General features: G+C 57.8%; 17 protein-coding genes. 3 read left to right on the top strand and 14 right to left on the bottom strand.

Annotated features, from left to right (window positions below; all coding sequences use genetic code 11):
- Nucleotides 1-31 precede the first annotated feature (31 nt).
- The 5 genes from PMI28_RS11420 to PMI28_RS11440 form a co-directional block, all read right to left on the bottom strand.
- Nucleotides 32-820 (bottom strand): SDR family oxidoreductase, encoded by a 789-nt coding sequence (locus PMI28_RS11420; protein ID WP_007988261.1) that lies wholly within the window; start codon nt 818-820, stop codon nt 32-34.
- Between the two features lie 46 nt (nt 821-866).
- The gene (locus PMI28_RS11425; protein WP_007988259.1) at nt 867-2,414 is read right to left on the bottom strand and encodes an amino acid ABC transporter permease/ATP-binding protein; all 1,548 of its coding nucleotides are present in this window, start codon (nt 2,412-2,414) and stop codon (nt 867-869) included.
- 64 nt (nt 2,415-2,478) lie between these two features.
- Complete coding sequence (locus PMI28_RS11430; protein WP_033063436.1) at nt 2,479-3,273, bottom strand: ABC transporter substrate-binding protein; 795 nt, start codon at nt 3,271-3,273, stop codon at nt 2,479-2,481.
- 47 nt (nt 3,274-3,320) lie between these two features.
- The gene (locus PMI28_RS11435) at nt 3,321-4,391 is read right to left on the bottom strand and encodes an isopenicillin N synthase family dioxygenase (RefSeq protein ID WP_007988255.1); all 1,071 of its coding nucleotides are present in this window, start codon (nt 4,389-4,391) and stop codon (nt 3,321-3,323) included.
- A 14-nt stretch (nt 4,392-4,405) separates the two neighbouring features.
- The gene (locus PMI28_RS11440; protein WP_007988253.1) at nt 4,406-5,257 is read right to left on the bottom strand and encodes a sugar phosphate isomerase/epimerase family protein; all 852 of its coding nucleotides are present in this window, start codon (nt 5,255-5,257) and stop codon (nt 4,406-4,408) included.
- Between the two features lie 541 nt (nt 5,258-5,798).
- Between PMI28_RS11440 and PMI28_RS11445 the strand changes: the two genes are divergently transcribed.
- Nucleotides 5,799-6,089, top strand: coding sequence for a hypothetical protein (locus PMI28_RS11445; RefSeq protein ID WP_007988251.1), 291 nt, complete (start codon nt 5,799-5,801; stop codon nt 6,087-6,089).
- A 196-nt stretch (nt 6,090-6,285) separates the two neighbouring features.
- Nucleotides 6,286-6,846 carry a hypothetical protein gene (locus tag PMI28_RS11450; protein WP_007988249.1) on the top strand — a complete coding sequence of 187 codons (561 nt, stop codon included), beginning with the start codon at nt 6,286-6,288 and terminating at the stop codon, nt 6,844-6,846.
- 31 nt (nt 6,847-6,877) lie between these two features.
- On the opposite strand, the gene PMI28_RS11455 is transcribed toward PMI28_RS11450, so the two are convergent.
- Genes PMI28_RS11455 through PMI28_RS11475 form a run of 5 tightly spaced genes read right to left on the bottom strand, consistent with a single transcriptional unit; the run spans nt 6,878 to nt 11,908 of the window.
- Nucleotides 6,878-7,195: a cytochrome C oxidase subunit IV family protein gene (locus PMI28_RS11455; RefSeq protein ID WP_007988247.1), complete on the bottom strand. Its 318-nt coding sequence runs from the start codon at nt 7,193-7,195 to the stop codon at nt 6,878-6,880.
- Nucleotides 7,196-7,208: 13 nt separating this feature from the next.
- Nucleotides 7,209-7,922 carry a heme-copper oxidase subunit III family protein gene (locus PMI28_RS11460; protein WP_007988245.1) on the bottom strand — a complete coding sequence of 238 codons (714 nt, stop codon included), beginning with the start codon at nt 7,920-7,922 and terminating at the stop codon, nt 7,209-7,211.
- Nucleotides 7,923-7,928: 6 nt separating this feature from the next.
- Nucleotides 7,929-8,615, bottom strand: coding sequence for a cytochrome c oxidase subunit 3 (locus tag PMI28_RS11465; protein WP_007988243.1), 687 nt, complete (start codon nt 8,613-8,615; stop codon nt 7,929-7,931).
- Entirely contained in the window at nt 8,612-10,387 is a 1,776-nt protein-coding gene (gene ctaD, locus PMI28_RS11470) for a cytochrome c oxidase subunit I (protein ID WP_007988241.1), read from the bottom strand. Before ctaD ends, PMI28_RS11465 begins: the two co-directional genes overlap by 4 nt.
- 42 nt (nt 10,388-10,429) lie before the next feature.
- Nucleotides 10,430-11,908, bottom strand: coding sequence for a cytochrome c oxidase subunit II (locus PMI28_RS11475; RefSeq protein ID WP_007988239.1), 1,479 nt, complete (start codon nt 11,906-11,908; stop codon nt 10,430-10,432).
- A gap of 311 nt (nt 11,909-12,219) precedes the next feature.
- Between PMI28_RS11475 and PMI28_RS11480 the strand changes: the two genes are divergently transcribed.
- On the top strand, nt 12,220-12,558 hold the full coding sequence (locus tag PMI28_RS11480) for a hypothetical protein (RefSeq protein ID WP_007988237.1): 339 nt from the start codon (nt 12,220-12,222) through the stop codon (nt 12,556-12,558).
- 69 nt (nt 12,559-12,627) lie between these two features.
- Here PMI28_RS11480 and PMI28_RS11485 read toward each other — a convergent pair whose 3' ends face one another.
- From PMI28_RS11485 to PMI28_RS11500, 4 genes are all read right to left on the bottom strand, one after another.
- A complete protein-coding gene (locus PMI28_RS11485; protein WP_033063435.1) occupies nt 12,628-13,806 on the bottom strand; it encodes an MFS transporter in 1,179 nt (392 codons plus the stop codon).
- Between the two features lie 108 nt (nt 13,807-13,914).
- A complete protein-coding gene (locus PMI28_RS11490; RefSeq protein ID WP_007988233.1) occupies nt 13,915-15,264 on the bottom strand; it encodes an MmgE/PrpD family protein in 1,350 nt (449 codons plus the stop codon).
- Complete coding sequence (locus tag PMI28_RS11495) at nt 15,261-16,148, bottom strand: polysaccharide deacetylase family protein (RefSeq protein ID WP_007988231.1); 888 nt, start codon at nt 16,146-16,148, stop codon at nt 15,261-15,263. Before PMI28_RS11495 ends, PMI28_RS11490 begins: the two co-directional genes overlap by 4 nt.
- Nucleotides 16,141-16,989 (bottom strand): polysaccharide deacetylase family protein, encoded by an 849-nt coding sequence (locus PMI28_RS11500; RefSeq protein WP_007988229.1) that lies wholly within the window; start codon nt 16,987-16,989, stop codon nt 16,141-16,143. Before PMI28_RS11500 ends, PMI28_RS11495 begins: the two co-directional genes overlap by 8 nt.
- Between the last annotated feature and the right edge of the window lie 167 nt (nt 16,990-17,156).

Raw genomic sequence — 17,156 nt, 5'->3', positions numbered from 1 at the left:
GCCATGGGGTGCCGATCCGGTTGGCGGCCCATTATTGGCTGGAGCGAACGGCCCCACCATCAATCAACAGGTTCTGCCCGGTCAGGTAGCCCGCATGGCTGCTGCAAACGAAGGCACAAAGCGCACCGAACTCCTCGGGCGAGCCGAAACGTTTGGCCGGAATTTCGCTACGGCACTCGTCAAGGAATACCTCACTGTCTTGCCCCGACTCTTCGGCGGCAGCGACCAGGTTGTCACGCAGTCGATCGGTGTCGAATGAGCCCGGTTGCAGGTTGTTGATCGTCACATTGCGACTGGCAAGGTTTTCTTGCCGGGCAAGCCCTGCGATAAACCCCGTCAGGCCACTGCGCGCACCATTGGACAGACCCAGGCTTTCGATAGGGGACTTCACGGCACTCGACGTGATGTTGATGATCCGGCCAAATCCGCGTGCTGCCATGCCGTCTACGGTTGCCTTGATCAACTCGATGGGAGTCAGCATGTTGGCATCCAGCGCCTTGAGCCAGGCGTCGCGATTCCATTCGCGGAAATCCCCGGGAGGAGGGCCTCCGGCATTGTTGATCAAAATATCGAAATGCTCATGGGCCATGAGCGCTGCCGCCCGACCCTCGGGCGTCGAAATGTCTCCGGCGACGGCGATGACCGTCACTTCAGGATTTATCGCCCTGAGTTGACGGGCTGTTTCATTCAGCGTGTGTTCGCCTCGTGCGGTGATCACCACGTTCACGCCCTCGCTGACGAGTGCCTGTGCGCAGGCTTTACCCAGGCCTTTGCTGGCGGCGCACACCAGTGCCCAGCGTCCTGCTATTCCAAGATTCATGCGTGTTTGCCTGTAAGAAGGAAGCTCATGTAAAACGCTTGCCTGTTCATGCGTGATCCACCGCTGCAGACAGGTTTGGCGATCGGGTACTGATACCCATAAAGCGCCGCACTCTTTCCCCTTCGGCATCGCATCGTATGGTTTCAGGTGCCGCATCCAGTTGAATATTACCGTTCTCCATGAATACGACCCTGTCGGATATCGACATGGCGAAGTCCATTTCGTGGGTCACGATCAGCATGGTCATGCCTTCCTTGGCCAAATCGCGGATCACGTTCAGCACGTCGTTGACCAGTTCCGGGTCGAGGGCCGAGGTCGGCTCGTCGAACAGCATGATCTGCGGCTCCATCGCCAGGGCTCGAGCGATTGCCACACGTTGTTGCTGCCCGCCGGAGAGCTGGTGCGGGTACTTGTGGGCATGGGCCAGCAGGCCGACCTTGTCCAGTAGCGCATAAGCACGATGTTCACTCAGTTCGCCCGGCTGGCCATGGTAACGCGGCGCCAGAGTGACGTTATCGAGAATGGTGCGGTGCGGGAACAGGTTGAAGTTCTGGAACACCATGCCGATGTGCCGCACGCCTTTGCGCAGGCGGGAGCTGTTGGGTTTGTCCGACGCTTCGATGAATTTTTCGCCGAACAACAGAATGTCGCCCGTATCGATGCTTTCCAGGCCATTGACTGTGCGGATCAGCGAAGTTTTGCCGGAGCCGGATGGGCCGATGATCGAGACTACCTGGCCGTATTCGACATTCAGGTCGATACCCAGCAGCACTTTGTGCGTGCCGTAGCTCTTCTGGATGTTCTTCAGTTGCAGGATGGGCGTTTTGTTGTTGCCTGCGGCTTTGCGCGCAATGTCCGGCAACGCTTCGGCACTGGCCTTGAACTTGGCGATGGTGGCTGCGTCGAGTGTGTGCGGCTTGCGGAAGTTCAGGTCCAGGTAGCGCTCCAGACGCTGCAGGAAATAGCCGAACACGGTGACGATCAACACGTAGTAGACGCCTACCGCAGCCAGGGTTTCCATGACCAGGAAGTTAGTGGCATAGAGGCGTTGGCCGACCGTGAGGATTTCGGTCAGGGAGATAACCGAGACCAGCGATGTCAGCTTGACCACCGTGATGTATTCGTTGATCAAAGTGGGCAGCGAAATACGGAAAGCCTGGGGGATCACGATCAAGCGTTGCATGCCGAACAGGCCGACACCCAGTGCGCGCCCGGCTTCCTTCTGGCCCTTGGCTACAGAGATCAAGCCACCCCGATGGATTTCCGCCATGTACGCCGCTTCGGTGACCACCAGGGCCAGCAACCCTGCGTAGAAGGGGTTGGACAGAATCGGTCCGCTACCGGGAAACAATTGCGGCAGGTTGTAGACGAAGACCACCAGCACCAGCAACGGGATGCTGCGGAAGAACCAGATGTAGACCGCTGCGGGAATGCGCAGCAAGGGCGATTGGGACAGCTTGGCGGTGGCCAGGACAAAACCCAGCAGCATGCCGATGAACCAGGCCAGGGCACTGAGCTGGATCACCGTGACGCAGGCATTCCAGAAGTCCGGCAGGGAAAACAGGGAGAAGAAATACGACCAATCGAATTGCATGGGACACCTCGATCTGCCGCCCCGGTGCAGGGGAGGCAGATGACCAGACTACAAGGGCAGGTTCTTAGTTGGCAGTCGGTTCTTCCAAGCCATATTTCTTGAGGATTGCGGCATATTCTCCGCTCTTTTTCGTCTCCTCGAAGGCCTTTTGCACGGCCTGGTAGGTTTCGTCGTTACCTTTCTTGACGAAAATGCCCAGGGTTTGCTGATAAATCGGATGCTCGGTGGTGATCACCACCCGGCCATTGGTCTTTTCCGCGATCATTTTTGCCGCGCCAGCGATTTCAACCTGGGCCTGAATGTTCTTGGACAACAGGGCCTGAGTCACTTCGGGCGCCGAGGGGTATTCGCTGACGGTGATGGCGCCTTTATTGTTCGGCACGCAGTATTCATCGGACAGCTTGCGGAATTCCTTGACCCAGGTCGTGCCCTGTTCCAGGCCCAGTTTCAAGCCGCACAGGTCTTCAGGCTTTTTCGCATTGATCTCGCTGCCCTGGGGCACCATGACCGCGGCGCCGGTGTTGGCATAGGCGATGGTCTGGGCTTGAGTCTGGCGCTCCGGCGTGATGTACATGCCGGAAATGACCGCGTCGTACTTGCCGGAGTTCAGGCCCAGGATCAGGCTCGGGAACTTGGTGTCGACGAACTCGACCTTGGCGCTCATGTGTTTGGCCAGTGCCGTTGCCAGTTCGGGGTCCGAACCCACCACGTTTTTGTCCTTGTCATAGGACTCGAAAGGCGGGTAGGTGATTTCCATGCCGACCTTGAACGTGTCTACCGCGGCCATGCTCACCGAGGCGCCGAACATGCCGGCTGCCAATACAGCCAGGCTCAAGAGGGTTTTTTTATTGTTTTTCATCATTTACTGACTCCGGCGTAGGTAGGGGGTTTAGCTGAAAACGTCAATCAGGACGGTTGGGCCTGATTTTTCAAATGTCCGAAACTGGCGGGCTTGCGTGCCTTGCCTGGCAGTTGAACTTCCCCGTTGGCCACCCTCTGGCGCAGATACTGATAGGTCTGCAGCGCTTGGCCATACATGTGTTCGCCGATCGTGATCTCTTCGTAGTCGCTGCCTGCCTGGGCGAACCCGGGTAGCGGTTTGATCTGGGTGTGGTAGTCACAGGCATAAAACAGCGGGAAGGAATAACGCTCCTCCTTCACGCTGCGCACCCGGTGCGCAGTGGCAACGAATGCGCCTGCCGTCATCACTTCCAGCATGTCGCCGATGTTGACCACAAAGGCGTCGGCCATCGGTGGTGCATCGATCCATTGGCCAAGATTGTTCATCACCTCAAGGCCTGGTTTGTCGGCCAGGAGGATGGTGAAGCACTCGTAATCAGTATGGGCGCCAAGACCCGGAGCGTCATGGGCGGCACCGTCGTAGGGGTAGTGGATCAGGCGCAGCTTGGACGGCGGGCGGGTGACCAGGCTGTCGAAATAGTTTTCTTCCAGGCCCAGGGTCAGGGCGAAGCCGCCGAACAGGCGCCGGCCCAAGGCGAAGATCGCTTCGTAGTAGGCCTGCACCGATGCCTTGAAGCCTGCCAGCTGCGGCCAGTCGTTAGGCCCCAGCAATGGGGTGTTGGCCAGCACCAGTGGGTCATCTGCCGGGACTTCGAAGCCGATGTCGAAGGCTTCCTTGTGGTCCGGCTTGCCCTTGGAATAGACCTCTTCGCCTTCGGGCACAAAGCCCTTGTGGGTTTGCGAGGTGCCGATGTAGTGGCGCATCTTGGTGTCGAGGGGCTGGTCGAAAAAGTCCTTGGCCGCCTTGCGCAGGTTGGCGATCAGCTGCGGGTCGATACCGTGATCGGTGATATAGAGGAACCCGACTTCGCTGGCGGCGCGCCCCAATTGTTCGGCCACGGCCAGGCGGTGTTCCAGTTCAAAGCTGAACAGACCGGCGATGTTGACCACCGGGATGCTGTTGAAGTTGGCTTTGTGTGTGTCAGTGCTGGCGCTGTTGTTTTTATTGTCAGGCATGACGCGTCGGCTCCCTAAGGATGGCTTGAGTGGTGGAAACGCTCGAAGTGTTCGCGCTCGGTCTGGCCCATCCACACGTTCAATGACCACAGGTCGGCGACCGGGACATTGGTGAAGGGCAAATGATGCAAGTAGCCGTCGGCGCCGAATTCCGGAGTCAGGGTGCTGACCTGGTAACCGCGGGCTTGCTGCGAGCGCCAGATGCTTTCCCAGTGCTGCTGATGGAAAGCCAGTTCCTTTGCATACTCGGGAGCCGCCGGGTGCGGAACCTGCGGTCCCTGGTCATAACCAACCCGGGCCTGGATATGGTGAACCCGCTCGATGAAAGCGCTCAGGTCATCGGCCGGGTCATTCAACAGACGCTCGCAGGTCACGACCCAATGGCTGATGTCACTGGTGAACAACAGATCGGGCAGTTGCCGGATCAATTCCAGGGTCACCCAGGGGTTGAACAGCGAGCGCGAGCGGTGCGTTTCGAAACTGCAGACCTGGCCGTGCTTGCGTGCCAGTTCCAGTGCCTGACCGAAGAACTCCACTTGTTGTGGCAAGGACCAGCGGTCATTACCCGCCAGCACGTTGACGAAGCGTGGGCCGAGTTCAGCGGCCCAGGCGAGTTTCTGGTCGAGGTCATTGAGGTGGACGGCAGGGCTCGCCGACTGGTCCGGCAGCACGTCGTACGCGGTGAAGACTGTGCTGATATAGCCCAGGCGATTGGCCTGGAGAAAGGCGCCGAACTCAGCCCGTTCACGGGCGTCCAGTGGCAGGCGTGCTTCCATGCCATCGAAGCCCGCGTGCAGCAACTCCTCGAGCGCCTGAGCCTTGCTGGCGGTGTAACCCCACAGCGTGCGGAAAATTTCCAGCTTCATCGGTAATCCTCAAAAGTCCCGGGGTCTACTGCAAACGCACTTCGACGGCGCCAGGCTACTAAGAGGCTGGTTCGCTGTGGAGTCGATGTTAGGCACAGGCCGCGCACTGAAAGAATCTGAAAGTTCAAATGAATACTTCATACTTTCAATAACAAATAGCTAGCTACTTATCGCGCTTGCCAGAGGGGACTTTACCGGCGGGTACGTGTCTGCGCTGGCTACTGACGAGAGATGCCATTGCTACGGCATCATTTTGAAGACTCCCAAGCGACACCGGGCCGCCGATGGTTCGCTTTGGCTGTGACTGCCTGTCGAGTAGGGCAGCGTTCGGTGCAGACACCGTTTTGCTTTCTGCTGAACGCCTAAGGGGCGCATAGGCGTTCTACACACTCTGGGCCAAGAGTGGCCGGTGGTCGTTGCATTTCGCTTGTCGCCAGCGTTTGGCTAAGCTTAAGAAATCAGGGCGAACTGAAACCTGAGTGATAGCGGTCATCAGCGGATCTGGATTGGCATCAAGACGGTACTCCTAAAGGAGACGACTATGTATGCAGTTATAAGAGTCTACTTGGGTGCTGGTGCAAAGCAGCTTTTCGAGCTTTTAGAGAAGCGCCAGGCCGATGTTGAGGCTGCCCTGCGGACAGTGCCTGGCCTTGTAAGCTACACACTGCTGAATACTGGTGATGGCGGTACGTCGGTGACTGTTTGCACAGACAAGGCCGGCAGCGATGCGAGCTTGAAAGTGGCGCGCGACTGGATTCAGAAAAATGCCTCGAACATTCATGCGAACCCGCCGATCGTAACGGAAGGTCCGGTCATTGTGCAGATCAAATAGCGCACCTTCCGATCGATCTCATGACACTACCGGAGTCGCAAGTTGCCGACCGGTCCGCATTCTGGCGAGTGCTATACTTCGCTCAGATTGCATCAAGTGTGCAACGTTCTCCATGGTACAGATATCGACTGCGAATCTCGGTTAACGGCTGCCGGACAGAGGAGGTCTACAGCAAACACGGTATGGGAGGTGTGGCATGAATCGACACTATTACATCAGTGACAATCTCAACGATCTTGAAACCGTTGAAAATGAACTGGAAGCCAGTGGCATCAATTCCGAACAGATACATGTGCTCAGTGAAAAAGTTGCTGATGTTGAACAACATCACCTCCACGAAGTTAACTCGTTAATGGAACAAGATGCTGTTCACTCTGGTGAGATTGGTGCGGTGATCGGTTTGCCCCTCGCAGCACTGGTTCTGGGTGGCGCCTATTGGATGGGCTGGACCGAATCCGCCGCAGGCTGGATGCCTTTTATCTTCCTTGCCATTGTTATTTTGGGCTTTTGCATCTGGGAAGGCGGTTTTTTTGGGTTCCAGGTGCCGAACACTCACTTCCGCAATTTCAGTCAGGTGGTAAAAGAAGGCAAACATATCTTCTTCGTGGATGTTGAACCGAATCAGGAATCGGTCCTGGACCAGGTAATCGGACATCATCCAATGCTGAAAATCGCCGGCACGGGAGCGGCAGCCCCTCACTGGACAGTAGCCTGGCAGCACAAATGGCATCAGTTCAAACGAGTGATATCGGGTTAGTCCCTGGAGACTCAAGGCCATCCAAAGCAGGTTATTGACCAAAGAAAATGACCCGGCTGAGGAAAACATAATCTGCTTCGGTGGCCATCAGTCCGACGAGCACCAGCAAACACAATGGTGGCACCAATATGGCGTAGACCATGGCCAACCGTTCCCAGGCCATGTGCATGAAGATGGAGACAATCAGACCTGCCTTCAACAACATGAAAGTGATAATCAGGGCCCAACGAAGGTAGCCATGGAAGTGGAAGTAGTCGACCAGATACGACAGCGTGCTGAGGACGAATAACAGCCCCCAGATTTTAAGGTACAAACTGATTGGATGTTGCTGGCCCTGAGCATGTGCCATCACCTGTGCTCCTCTACCATAAATAGAAGAAAGCAAAAATAAACACCCACACCAAATCCACGAAGTGCCAGTAAAGCCCGGCAATCTCGACGTTCTGGTAGTTTCCGGAGCGCTCATAATCTCCCCGCATTACTTTCATCGCCACAATGCTGAGGTAGATCGCGCCAATTGACACGTGCAGCCCGTGAAAACCGGTAATCATGAAAAAGGTGGCACCAAATTGCGCCGCCCCCATGGGGTTTCCCCAGGGACGTACTCCTTCGCCTATGAGCTTGGTCCATTCAAATGCCTGCATGCTGACGAAGGTCACACCCAAGGCAGCGGTCGCCAGCATCAGGGCTGTGGTTTTCGCGCGATCACGGCGATAGGCGAAGTTGACGGCCATGGCCATGGTGCCGCTGCTGCTGATCAGCACAAAGGTCATGATGGCGATCAGAATAAGCGGGATTTCCCTGCCGCCGATCGTCAGGGCGAACACTTCGCTGGGGTTCGGCCAGGCGGTGGTGATGGTCATGCGTACCGACATGTAGCCGGTTAAAAAACAGGTGAATATAAACGTATCGCTGAGCAGGAATATCCACATCATCGCCTTGCCCCAGGGGACCTGCTTGAAAGCCTCCTTATCAGAGGCCCAGTCGCTGGCGATGCCCTGCCATCCCGGGGCAGGTGGCAAGCCTGGTGGATTGGATGAACTGGACTCGCTGGGGGCTTGTGGGTGCGATGCCATGGCTTTTCACCTCAGGCCGCAGAGTCTGGCGATGGATTCATAGGTTTGCGGCGTGCTGGTCAGCAGCGCGAACAGCACGAACCAAAGACCCAACAGGTAATGCCAATAGATGGCACAGAGTTCTACGCTGGCGCTGAGTTGCGGCAACGGCACGTGACGCAGGAGTTTGGCGACGGTTCTGCCCCAGGCAATCAACCCGCCCAGCAGGTGGAACCCGTGCACACCGGTCAACAGGTAAAAGAAACTGTTGGCCGGATTGCTGGCGACAAAGTAACCCCAGGCGACAAACCGCTGCCAGACCCAGAGTTGCCCCGCCAGAAAGGCAATTGCGAATACGCCCCCCAATGCAAAACCAATGACCGTTGCGTCCAGTCGATCCTTTCGGGCAGCCATGCGCGACCACTGCAGTGCGATGCAACTGCACACCAGAAAAGCCGAATTCAGCCACAAGGGCCATGGATTGGCCAGCGGCGCCAAGGGTTCTGTCAGGGGTAGCCAGTCGGCCATTTGCGAGCGGGCGATAAAGGCGAGCAGGAAGAGAAGGAACAACGAGCTCACCACAGCCAGAAACAGGCGCAGGCCTATTCTTGCAGTCTGGTTTCTATCAGCGGTGGCCTGAATACCTTCAGGATCGCGACTCCAACTGCCACCGGGGTCAGAGCCGTCGGCGTTTTTCAATAGCAGTCTGTTCATGTTTTAACGTCCGCTATCCGGGTTCCGGCACCAAGTTGCCGCATTTGCTCCAGTTCCTCGGCGGAGACCGTTTGCGGAACGAAATCCTGTTCTATCCCTGGCACGCTGTAGTCATAGGCCCAGCGATGCACCACCGGCAGCTTCGCTCCCCAGTTACCGTGTACCGGCGGGGTGTTCGGCGTTTGCCATTCCAGGCTGGCCGCGCCCCAGGGATTACTGCCTGCGGGTTTGCCTTTAAACGCACTCCAGGCCAGGTTGAACACAAACAGCAACTGGGAAACGCCGACGGTCAATGCGACCACCGTAATGAAGGCATTCAACTCTTGCGCCGACTGCGGGATGAACGCGTAGTTTTCATAGGCGTAGTAGCGCCGTGGCATGCCCTGGAAACCCAGGTAGTGCATGGGGAAGAAGATGGCGTAAGTGCCCAGAAAGGTAATCCAGAAATGCAGCTTGCCCAGGATGTCGTTCGTCATGCGCCCGGTTACTTTCGGAAACCAGTGATAAATACCGCCGAACACGACCAGTACCGGTGCGACACCCATGACCATATGAAAATGGGCTACGACGAAATAGGTGTCCGATAGCGGAATATCCACGATTACATTGCCGAGAAACAACCCGGTCAGACCGCCGACCAGGAAGGTGACGATAAAGGCCAGGGCAAACAGCATAGGCACGGTCAGATGGATGTCACCCCGCCACAGGGTCAGCACCCAGTTGTAGACTTTCAGTGCGGTCGGCACCGCGATGATCAAGGTGCTGATGGCGAAAAAAAAGCCAAAATACGGGTTCATTCCGCTGACATACATGTGGTGCGCCCAGACCACAAAACTGAGTACGCCAATCGCAATAATGGCCCACACCATCATTCGGTAACCGAAGATGTTTTTACGCGCATGGGTGCTGATCAAGTCGGAGACCAGACCAAACGCAGGAAGCGCAACGATGTAGACCTCCGGGTGGCCGAAGAACCAGAACAGGTGCTGGAACAATATCGGGCTGCCGCCCTGGTGATCGAGCTGCTGCCCCAGCGAGATCATCGCCGGCATAAAGAAGCTGGTGCCCAAGAGCTTGTCAAACAGCATCATGACCGCGCTGACAAACAACGCCGGGAAGGCCAGCAAGGCCATGATCGAGGCCATGAAGATTCCCCATACCGAGAGCGGCATGCGAAACAATGTCATGCCGTGCGTGCGCGCCTGCAACACGGTGGTGACGTAGTTCAACCCGCCCATGGTGGCGGCGACAATGAAAATCGCCAGTGAGACGAGCATCAGCACAATGCCCCACTCGACCCCCGGTGTTCCCCGGGCAATGGACTGTGGCGGGTAGAGCGTCCAGCCTGAACCCGTGGGGCCGCCAGGGACAAAGAAACTGGCAAGTAACACCACTACCGCCACCAGGTAGAACCAGTAGCTGAGCATGTTGACATAGGGGAAGACCATGTCGCGGGCGCCCACCATCAACGGGATCAGATAGTTGCCGAAGCCACCCAGAAACAAGGCCGTCAGCAAGTAAATGACCATGATCATGCCGTGCATGGTCATCGCCTGATAGTAAGTACTGGCATCCATGAACGCCAAACTGCCGGGGAAGCCTATCTGCATGCGCATCAAGTCGGACAACACCACGGCGATAAGCCCCACGAACAGAGCCGTCAATGAATATTGAATGGCTATGACCTTGTGGTCCTGACTCCAGATATATTTGGTCAGGAAACTTTTCGGCTCGTGCAGTGCTTCTGTTTCGGCTTGCTCCGCATAGGCCATCACGTCATCCTCCTGCTGAAGTTTCGGTGGACTCCTGGCTGCTTACGGCTCCTTTCCTGACTCCTTCTTGCTCGCATCAACGTCGGTATTCGCTTTGGACTTGATAAAAGCGATCAATGCGTTCAAGTCCTTTTCATTCGGAGCAAGGGTCGGCATGACGGCTGCATAGCCCTTGACGATTTTGGCATTGGGATTAAGGACCGACTCTTTTATATAGCCCTCATCAACCTTTACGCTCGTATCGTCGGCAAGGGTTTCAGTCTTGCCATACAGGCCCTGCCAGCTGGGGCCGACGCTCTTGCTGCCATCAACACTGTGGCAGGCCAGGCAGCCAAGCGACCCGGCCAGTCGCTGTCCCTGCGCCGACAAATCTTCACCAGGGCCCGACGCTTCGCTCGTAGAAAGTTCATCGTCCTGCCGCGCAGCACCCAGTGATTTGATCAAGGCGACGAGAGCACCCAGTTCATCGTCATTGAGAGTATAGGCCACCATAACCGGCGGGTAGCCCTGTACCAATCGGGCCTTCGGATCGAGAATCGACTCTTTCAGGTAGGCCTCGTCGACCTGCACGCTGGTGCCATCGGCGAGCTGTTCAGTGCGGCCGTACAGGCCCTTCCATCCCGGGCCGAGACTGGCGCTGCCATCCTGGCTATGGCAGGCCTTGCAGCCGTGCTGTTCGACCAACTGGCGGCCTTTTTCCAGCACGCTGTCTCGACTGGGCCTGGCAGCTGTCGCTAATGTTTGCGCAAAAGTAGGCTGGCCTTTTAGCCATTGATCGAAGACGTCCTGTTCTTCCACGATCATATGGCCGCGCATGTTGTAATGACCTACACCACAATATTCAGCGCAAAGGGTTTCATATTTTCCGGTTTTAGTCGGCGTAAACCAAAAGTACGACACCATCCCTGGCACCATATCCATCTTGCTGCGAATTTGCGGTACATAGAAATCGTGCAGAACGTCTTTAGCGCGCAGTAAAACTTTCACCGGCCGATCGAGCGGCAGATGAACTTCATTATTGATAACAAGCACATCGTCCTGCCCGACAGGATCCTTGGGATCAAGACCGAGGGGATTGGTGGAATCAACAAACTTGATATCCGATTTGCCCAGCTTTCCGTCTTGGCCGGGAAAACGAAAGGCCCACTGCCATTGCTGGGCGACCACTTCAAGTTCGTAAGCATTTTTCGGCACCCGGATGAAATCGTTGTAAACAACCAGACCTGGCGCCAACATCCCGGCAATACCTACCGAGGTAACGATAATTAACCATAATTCCAGTTTTTTGTTTTCTGGCTGGTAGGCCGCTCTGGAACCCTCTTTGTGACGAAACCGCATCACCGCTATCGCCATAAATACGGTGATGGCAATGAAAAATATTCCGCTAATGATCAGGGTGATGAACAGGGTGGTGTCTATAGACCCCCAGTTGGAAGCAGCCGGTGCCGCATGCCAAGGCGCTAGTAGGTGGAAGAGTACTGATGCAATAACGATTAGTATCAAGATAATTGCTATTGCCATGTTCTCTCATCCTGTTCCTGTTACTCATTGGTTATGCCAAAGCATCGCCACTGACGTCCAAGCAGGGCAGACAATTGCCACCCATCCCGGTGGCAAAGTCAGTGAGAAGTATAGAGCCATCGGGCTGTACCGTGAGGTCGGCAAGCGAGGCACGGTTGCCAGCTATACTCAATTTCAGATTACGGACGGCAGTGATCGCCCAGATGCGGCCTGAAAGACGAACCCTGCCTATGCCTGGTAGTCAGATAATTGATGGCATTGAGAAGCGACGATAGCGACAGAGTCCAGCAATCCAAATTGGAGGTTTCGTCATGAGTGCCCTGACGATCGAGGGCTGGTGCAAACCCAACCCCGACCAAAAGTCCACCCCGATTGGGGAAATCCATTTTTACGTCGATGGCCCTCTGCATGTGCGTCTGGAGGAGGCCGAAGAGCGCTTGCAGAATTCCCACGAGCGTGAAGCCATGGTCGATGTCGATATGGACTCGATGGATTTGATCATGCCCGAGGGATACGCGCCCTTGTCTGACTGTCAGATGCGTGTCTATTTGCACCACGAACGCGGTCAGTTTCACCTGGTCGGGCACCGTGCGAGCGATGGCAGCCTGATCTATACCAACGCGGTTCTGATTGATCAACTGATTGAGTAGTGGCTACTTGATTCTCGGCATCGCACTTTCTGTGGGGGTAGGGCGGTGCCGAAACTCACTTTCAGTGCGTTATTTTTGCACTATCGCCACCCGACGACCGCTCATGAAGCACAGTAATCCACCCATCGCGGTCAGTGCGCTCAAGGCATAGAACATCGTGGGCGCGGGGGTGTGCATCAATAGAAAGCCACAAATCACCGGACTCAGGGCGCCACCGAGGGCCGCCAGGTTCTGGGCGCCGTAGTAACTGCCGCGCAGCTCTTCCGGGGCCAGGGTGTCGACGAAGAGGAATTCGGCCGGGTAAATGATCATTTCACCGAGGGTGAAGATGAACATCGCCACGCACCAACTCACCATGCTGTTGGCCAGGCTGAAGCCGATCAGGCCAAGGATGAACAGGCTGGTGCCCGCGACAATCCAGTAGCGCAGCTTCTCGCGATTGAGGAACCGGCCGATCTGGTACTGCAGCAGGATCACGCTGATGGCGTTGCAGGCGAGCAGGGCGGCCATGATTTCCAGGGCGCGTTTGGAATCGTGGGTCACCAGCAGGTATTGCGACAAGTAGAGGGTGTAACGCCCGTGCACCACGGTGCTGAGCAGACAGCCGCAAGTGAACATGATCAGGGTGCGGTCGTTTTTCAGGGTGACCAGGGTCTTTAGGAAACTCTGGGGTTGCCCAATGGCGGGTGTCTGCGCCGAATCCCTGGGAATGCCTATCATCAGGAAGATGCTGAAGAATGCGATGCCACCGGCAATCAGGAACGGTGCAATCGGATAGACCCCGGCAATCACCACGCCGAGCATGGGGCCTGTGGCATAGCCGATGTTGGTCAGCGTGTAGCGCAAGGAAAACGCCTTGGCCCGCTGGCCCATGGGCAGGTTTTCGCTGAGGATCGCTTTGGAGCCGATGAGGAACAGCGCTGATGCGGTCTCGGTGATCACCAGGGTAGCGGTGGTCAGGTAGAGGTTTTTGGCAAAGGTCAGCAGCACGAAGCCGATAGCGCTGGAGAGCATCGCCAGGATCAGCAGCCGGCGCTTTTCCAGGCGGTCGATGACATAACCGCCGTAAAGAGCGAGCAGGGTGGCGATGAACACCGCGATACCGAGCAGCAAGCCTACGTCCTGTTGGTTGAGGCCCAGCTTGTTGCTCAGGAACAGCGTGAGCAACGGACTGGTAATGGCGCGGCTGACCACGATGGTCAGTGAAACGATCATCAAGCGGCGGATAACGAGCGAGTAAGTGGCCACGGTGGTGCAAATGTCCTTATTCAGATTGTTGGTGTTCGCCGCAAAAGCACCGCAGTACCTGTGGGAGCGGGCTTGCTCGCGAAGAGGCCGGCACAAGTAACGCAATACTCAAGTCAACCACCGATCCAGAGTACGAACCGATTCCAGTTCTTCAATCCGCCACAACTGCCCGAGCAGTTCCTCAACCCGCTCCCGGGACATGACCCGCATCGCCAAACTGAAAAACTTCTCCTCCAGCGCCGCATCACTCAGCGGATTTCCCGGCGCGCCCAATGGCACTTCAACGCACAGGCTCGCTTGCCGACCGTCCACGGTCCGCAGTGTCACCACGGGCTCGCCATCCTCGGACAGTTGCGGGTCCACTTCCAGGTGAATGCGCGACAGCCAATGGGTAATCCGCGGATCGCTGCGTTGTACATCGTCATAGGCCTGCAACCGGCAATGACCCAGCACCAGTCGCGAAGCCAGCGCATAGGGCAAGCTCATCTGTGCTGCCGCGAGGGTGCTGACGTCCTGACCACCGCACATGTCCTTAAGAAAACTGCACAGCGAAACCTGCACATCCTCGACCTGATCGACCGGCACATTCAATTGGTCGAGCAAAAGCCCCAACGCATCGATAGCCGAGTGGGTGCCGCGACAAGAGGCGTAAGGCTTGATCGAACAGCGGGCGAGCTTCCACACCACGCCGAGATCGGCATCCAGCGCTGCGGGCGTTGAGTTGGCTGTGGCGAGCGTTTTCAGAAAACCGCCCCAGACATCCTCGAACAACTGTGTCGGTCCGCTGATGCCCTGTCGGGCAAATCGCGCCGCCAGTATTCCACCTTCGGCGGCGCGCCCGGTGTGCAGTTTTTTGCTCTGCGAACCGTCGTGGATGAACGCCCACAGGCCACCGCTGAAGCTGCCGGCAATGCCCAGTGCCGACAGGGTTTTCCGTGCATCCAGGCCCAGGATGCGCGCACTGGCCGCCGCCGCGCCGAACACCCCGCAGGTCGCCGTGGAGTGCCAGCCAGCGCCGTTATGGGCTGAGTAACCGCCGCAGGCTTCGAGTACCCGGCGCCCGACTTCGTAACCGATCACCACGGCGGTGATGAACTCGCGGCCGCTCACCGGTTGCCCGGCCATCGACACCGCCGCCATGACCGCCGGCAGCACTACGGCGCCGGAGTGGTCGCAGCCACCGGTGTCGTCCAGTTCCAGGGCATGGGCGGCAATGCCGTTGAGCATGGCTGCCTGAGCGGCGCCGACCCGCTGGCGAGTGCTCCAGACCAAGGTGTCGCCCGTTTCGTCTGCGAATACCTGCTGTGCCGTTTTCGCTACTTCGCTGTCTGCCCCGGCGAGGGTCGCGCCGAAAGTATCGAGGATGTGACGCTTGGCCTGTTCCACCAGTGCGGGCGGAAGGTCCTCGAACCGAGTATCCACGCAAAATTTCGCCAGTCGTTGCATGCGCTCGGTCATAACAGATAATCCCGATAATGCCGCTCATACACTGAGGCCGGATGATCCTCGGTCACTGGCACAGCCGACTCGCCCCACCACTGGGCGACCTCGGTACCTGTGGCGATCCACACGTCATCGTGCTGCATAATCCCCTCAAGCAATTCACGCAACACACCAATCCGTCCCGGCGTGGCGATGATCTCCGGGTGCAGGCGCAGCACGTAGCACAGGCCGAAGCGATGAAACCCGGCGAAGTCCATTTGCAGATTGCCCAGGGTGTGGCTGTAGGAAGCGATCCGCGATTGCGCCGGCGGCACCGCCGGGCTGAGATTGAAGGCGAAGTAGGGTTCGTCCTCCAGCTCGTAATGCAGGGGCAACTCGATCACGTCGGGCGCGGTCGGGTGAGCGAACGGCAAATCATCACCACGCCAGGACGACGACCAGCGAATGCCTTGATCCCTCAACGCCTCGATTAAGCCTGGCGCACCGTTGCCGGCGGGGATGCGCAAACCGGTGGGACGCTGGCCGGTCAGCGTTGTCAACGCCGCGCATCCTTTGGCGATGTCGGCGCTCTGCGCGGCGAGGTCGAGGTTGTCGTAGTTCTGATGGCGATATCCGGCGCAGGCAATCTCATGCCCGCCCGCCTGGATCGCACGAATATGCTCGGGGTTTTCCTCGGCGACGATACCGGGTACGAACCAGCTGCTGGAAACACCGAGCTCCTTGAACAAAGCGAGCAAACGCTCGACGCCGCGTTGGGTGCCGTAGCGCCAGACCGACAGGGTCTTGTCGCGCCCCGCGACTTCCGGGGCCTGGGTGAGGATGCCGTGGATGTCGTTGTAATCGACGGTCAGCACTACCGCGCAGCGATAGCCCTTGGGCCAGACAGTGGAATCAGCCATGGTGATGCTCCTTCAGCCACCACTGGGCGACATCGCGGCAGGTGGCGAACCACACGTCGTCGCGTTGGCGCATGTGTTCAAAGAGTTTTTCCAGCAGCAGGATGCGCCCTGGTTTGCCGGTGATCTTGGGGTGGAACAGGGTGGTCAGGCACAGCCCTTCATCCATGGCGCCGTCGTATTCGCGGCACCAGTTGTCCAGGGTCAGTGCGTAGCTGGCGGTGCGGTCCAGCCCGGACGGGAAGTCCGGGGCCCGTGTGTAGGCGATGGAGGCGTAGTCGTCCATTTCCCAGCGGCCGGGGATTTCCACCAGCGGCGTGGCATGGCCCGGCACATTGACCAGGTACGGCCGGTCATCGCCGCGCATGCTGCTGGAGTAAGTCACGCCGGCCTCCACCAGCATCGCCGGGGTTTCGGCCCGCCAGTCGCCGGACGGCGTGCGGAAACCTTCGGCGCGGATGTGCAGGTGCTTCCAGAACACCTCGCGGGACAGCTTCATCACGTCCTTTTGCTGTTCCAGCGTCAGGGCGTAGAAAGATTCGTGTTTGTAGCCGTGATAAGCCACCTCATGCCCGCGCTCGACAATCGCCTGACACTGTTTCGGCCAGTTCTCCACGACCCAGGCCGGGACAAAGAACGTCGTCGGGATACGGAATTCGTCGAGCAGATCGAGAATCCGCGGCAACGCCCGGTACGGGCCGTAACCACCGAAACCGAAGTACTCGGGCTTGCGCCAGATCGAGCCGTTGAGCATCGCATCGCCGGTGGGGCCGTCGAGGTCGAAGGCCAGGGCCAGGCTGGCTTTGTGCGGGCCGGGCCAGGTGGGGTGGGGTGAGGAGGACATCGTTGGTACTCCATTAAACTATTGGCATGTGTAGCAGCTGCCGAGCCCGCGAGGCTGCGTTCGGCTGCGAAGCAGTCGTAAATCCTGACTACGCGGTCTGTCAGGCAAACCGTGTGCACCGGGATTGCGAGGACTTCGTCCTCGGACGCAGCCTCGCAGGCTCGGCA

The sequence above is a fragment of the Pseudomonas sp. GM48 genome, assembly GCF_000282335.1.
Lineage (GTDB): Bacteria > Pseudomonadota > Gammaproteobacteria > Pseudomonadales > Pseudomonadaceae > Aquipseudomonas.
Note: the sequence above shows the minus strand (reverse complement) of the source record. Positions and strands in the feature narration are given on the sequence as shown.

Bases quoted from the DNA above. Each gene is read 5' to 3' on its own strand.
- PMI28_RS11475 (WP_007988239.1), bottom strand. From the start codon at position 11,908: ATGGCAATAGCAATTATCTTGATACTAATCGTTATTGCATCAGTACTC.
- PMI28_RS11440 (WP_007988253.1), bottom strand. From the start codon at position 5,257: ATGAAGCTGGAAATTTTCCGCACGCTGTGGGGTTACACCGCCAGCAAG.
- PMI28_RS11455 (WP_007988247.1), bottom strand. From the start codon at position 7,195: ATGGCACATGCTCAGGGCCAGCAACATCCAATCAGTTTGTACCTTAAA.
- PMI28_RS11450 (WP_007988249.1), top strand. From the start codon at position 6,286: ATGAATCGACACTATTACATCAGTGACAATCTCAACGATCTTGAAACC.
- PMI28_RS11435 (WP_007988255.1), bottom strand. From the start codon at position 4,391: ATGCCTGACAATAAAAACAACAGCGCCAGCACTGACACACACAAAGCC.
- PMI28_RS11460 (WP_007988245.1), bottom strand. From the start codon at position 7,922: ATGGCATCGCACCCACAAGCCCCCAGCGAGTCCAGTTCATCCAATCCA.
- PMI28_RS11465 (WP_007988243.1), bottom strand. From the start codon at position 8,615: ATGAACAGACTGCTATTGAAAAACGCCGACGGCTCTGACCCCGGTGGC.
- PMI28_RS11495 (WP_007988231.1), bottom strand. From the start codon at position 16,148: ATGGCTGATTCCACTGTCTGGCCCAAGGGCTATCGCTGCGCGGTAGTG.
- PMI28_RS11430 (WP_033063436.1), bottom strand. From the start codon at position 3,273: ATGAAAAACAATAAAAAAACCCTCTTGAGCCTGGCTGTATTGGCAGCC.
- PMI28_RS11420 (WP_007988261.1), bottom strand. From the start codon at position 820: ATGAATCTTGGAATAGCAGGACGCTGGGCACTGGTGTGCGCCGCCAGC.
- PMI28_RS11445 (WP_007988251.1), top strand. From the start codon at position 5,799: ATGTATGCAGTTATAAGAGTCTACTTGGGTGCTGGTGCAAAGCAGCTT.
- PMI28_RS11490 (WP_007988233.1), bottom strand. From the start codon at position 15,264: ATGACCGAGCGCATGCAACGACTGGCGAAATTTTGCGTGGATACTCGG.
- PMI28_RS11480 (WP_007988237.1), top strand. From the start codon at position 12,220: ATGAGTGCCCTGACGATCGAGGGCTGGTGCAAACCCAACCCCGACCAA.
- PMI28_RS11500 (WP_007988229.1), bottom strand. From the start codon at position 16,989: ATGTCCTCCTCACCCCACCCCACCTGGCCCGGCCCGCACAAAGCCAGC.
- PMI28_RS11425 (WP_007988259.1), bottom strand. From the start codon at position 2,414: ATGCAATTCGATTGGTCGTATTTCTTCTCCCTGTTTTCCCTGCCGGAC.
- ctaD (WP_007988241.1), bottom strand. From the start codon at position 10,387: ATGGCCTATGCGGAGCAAGCCGAAACAGAAGCACTGCACGAGCCGAAA.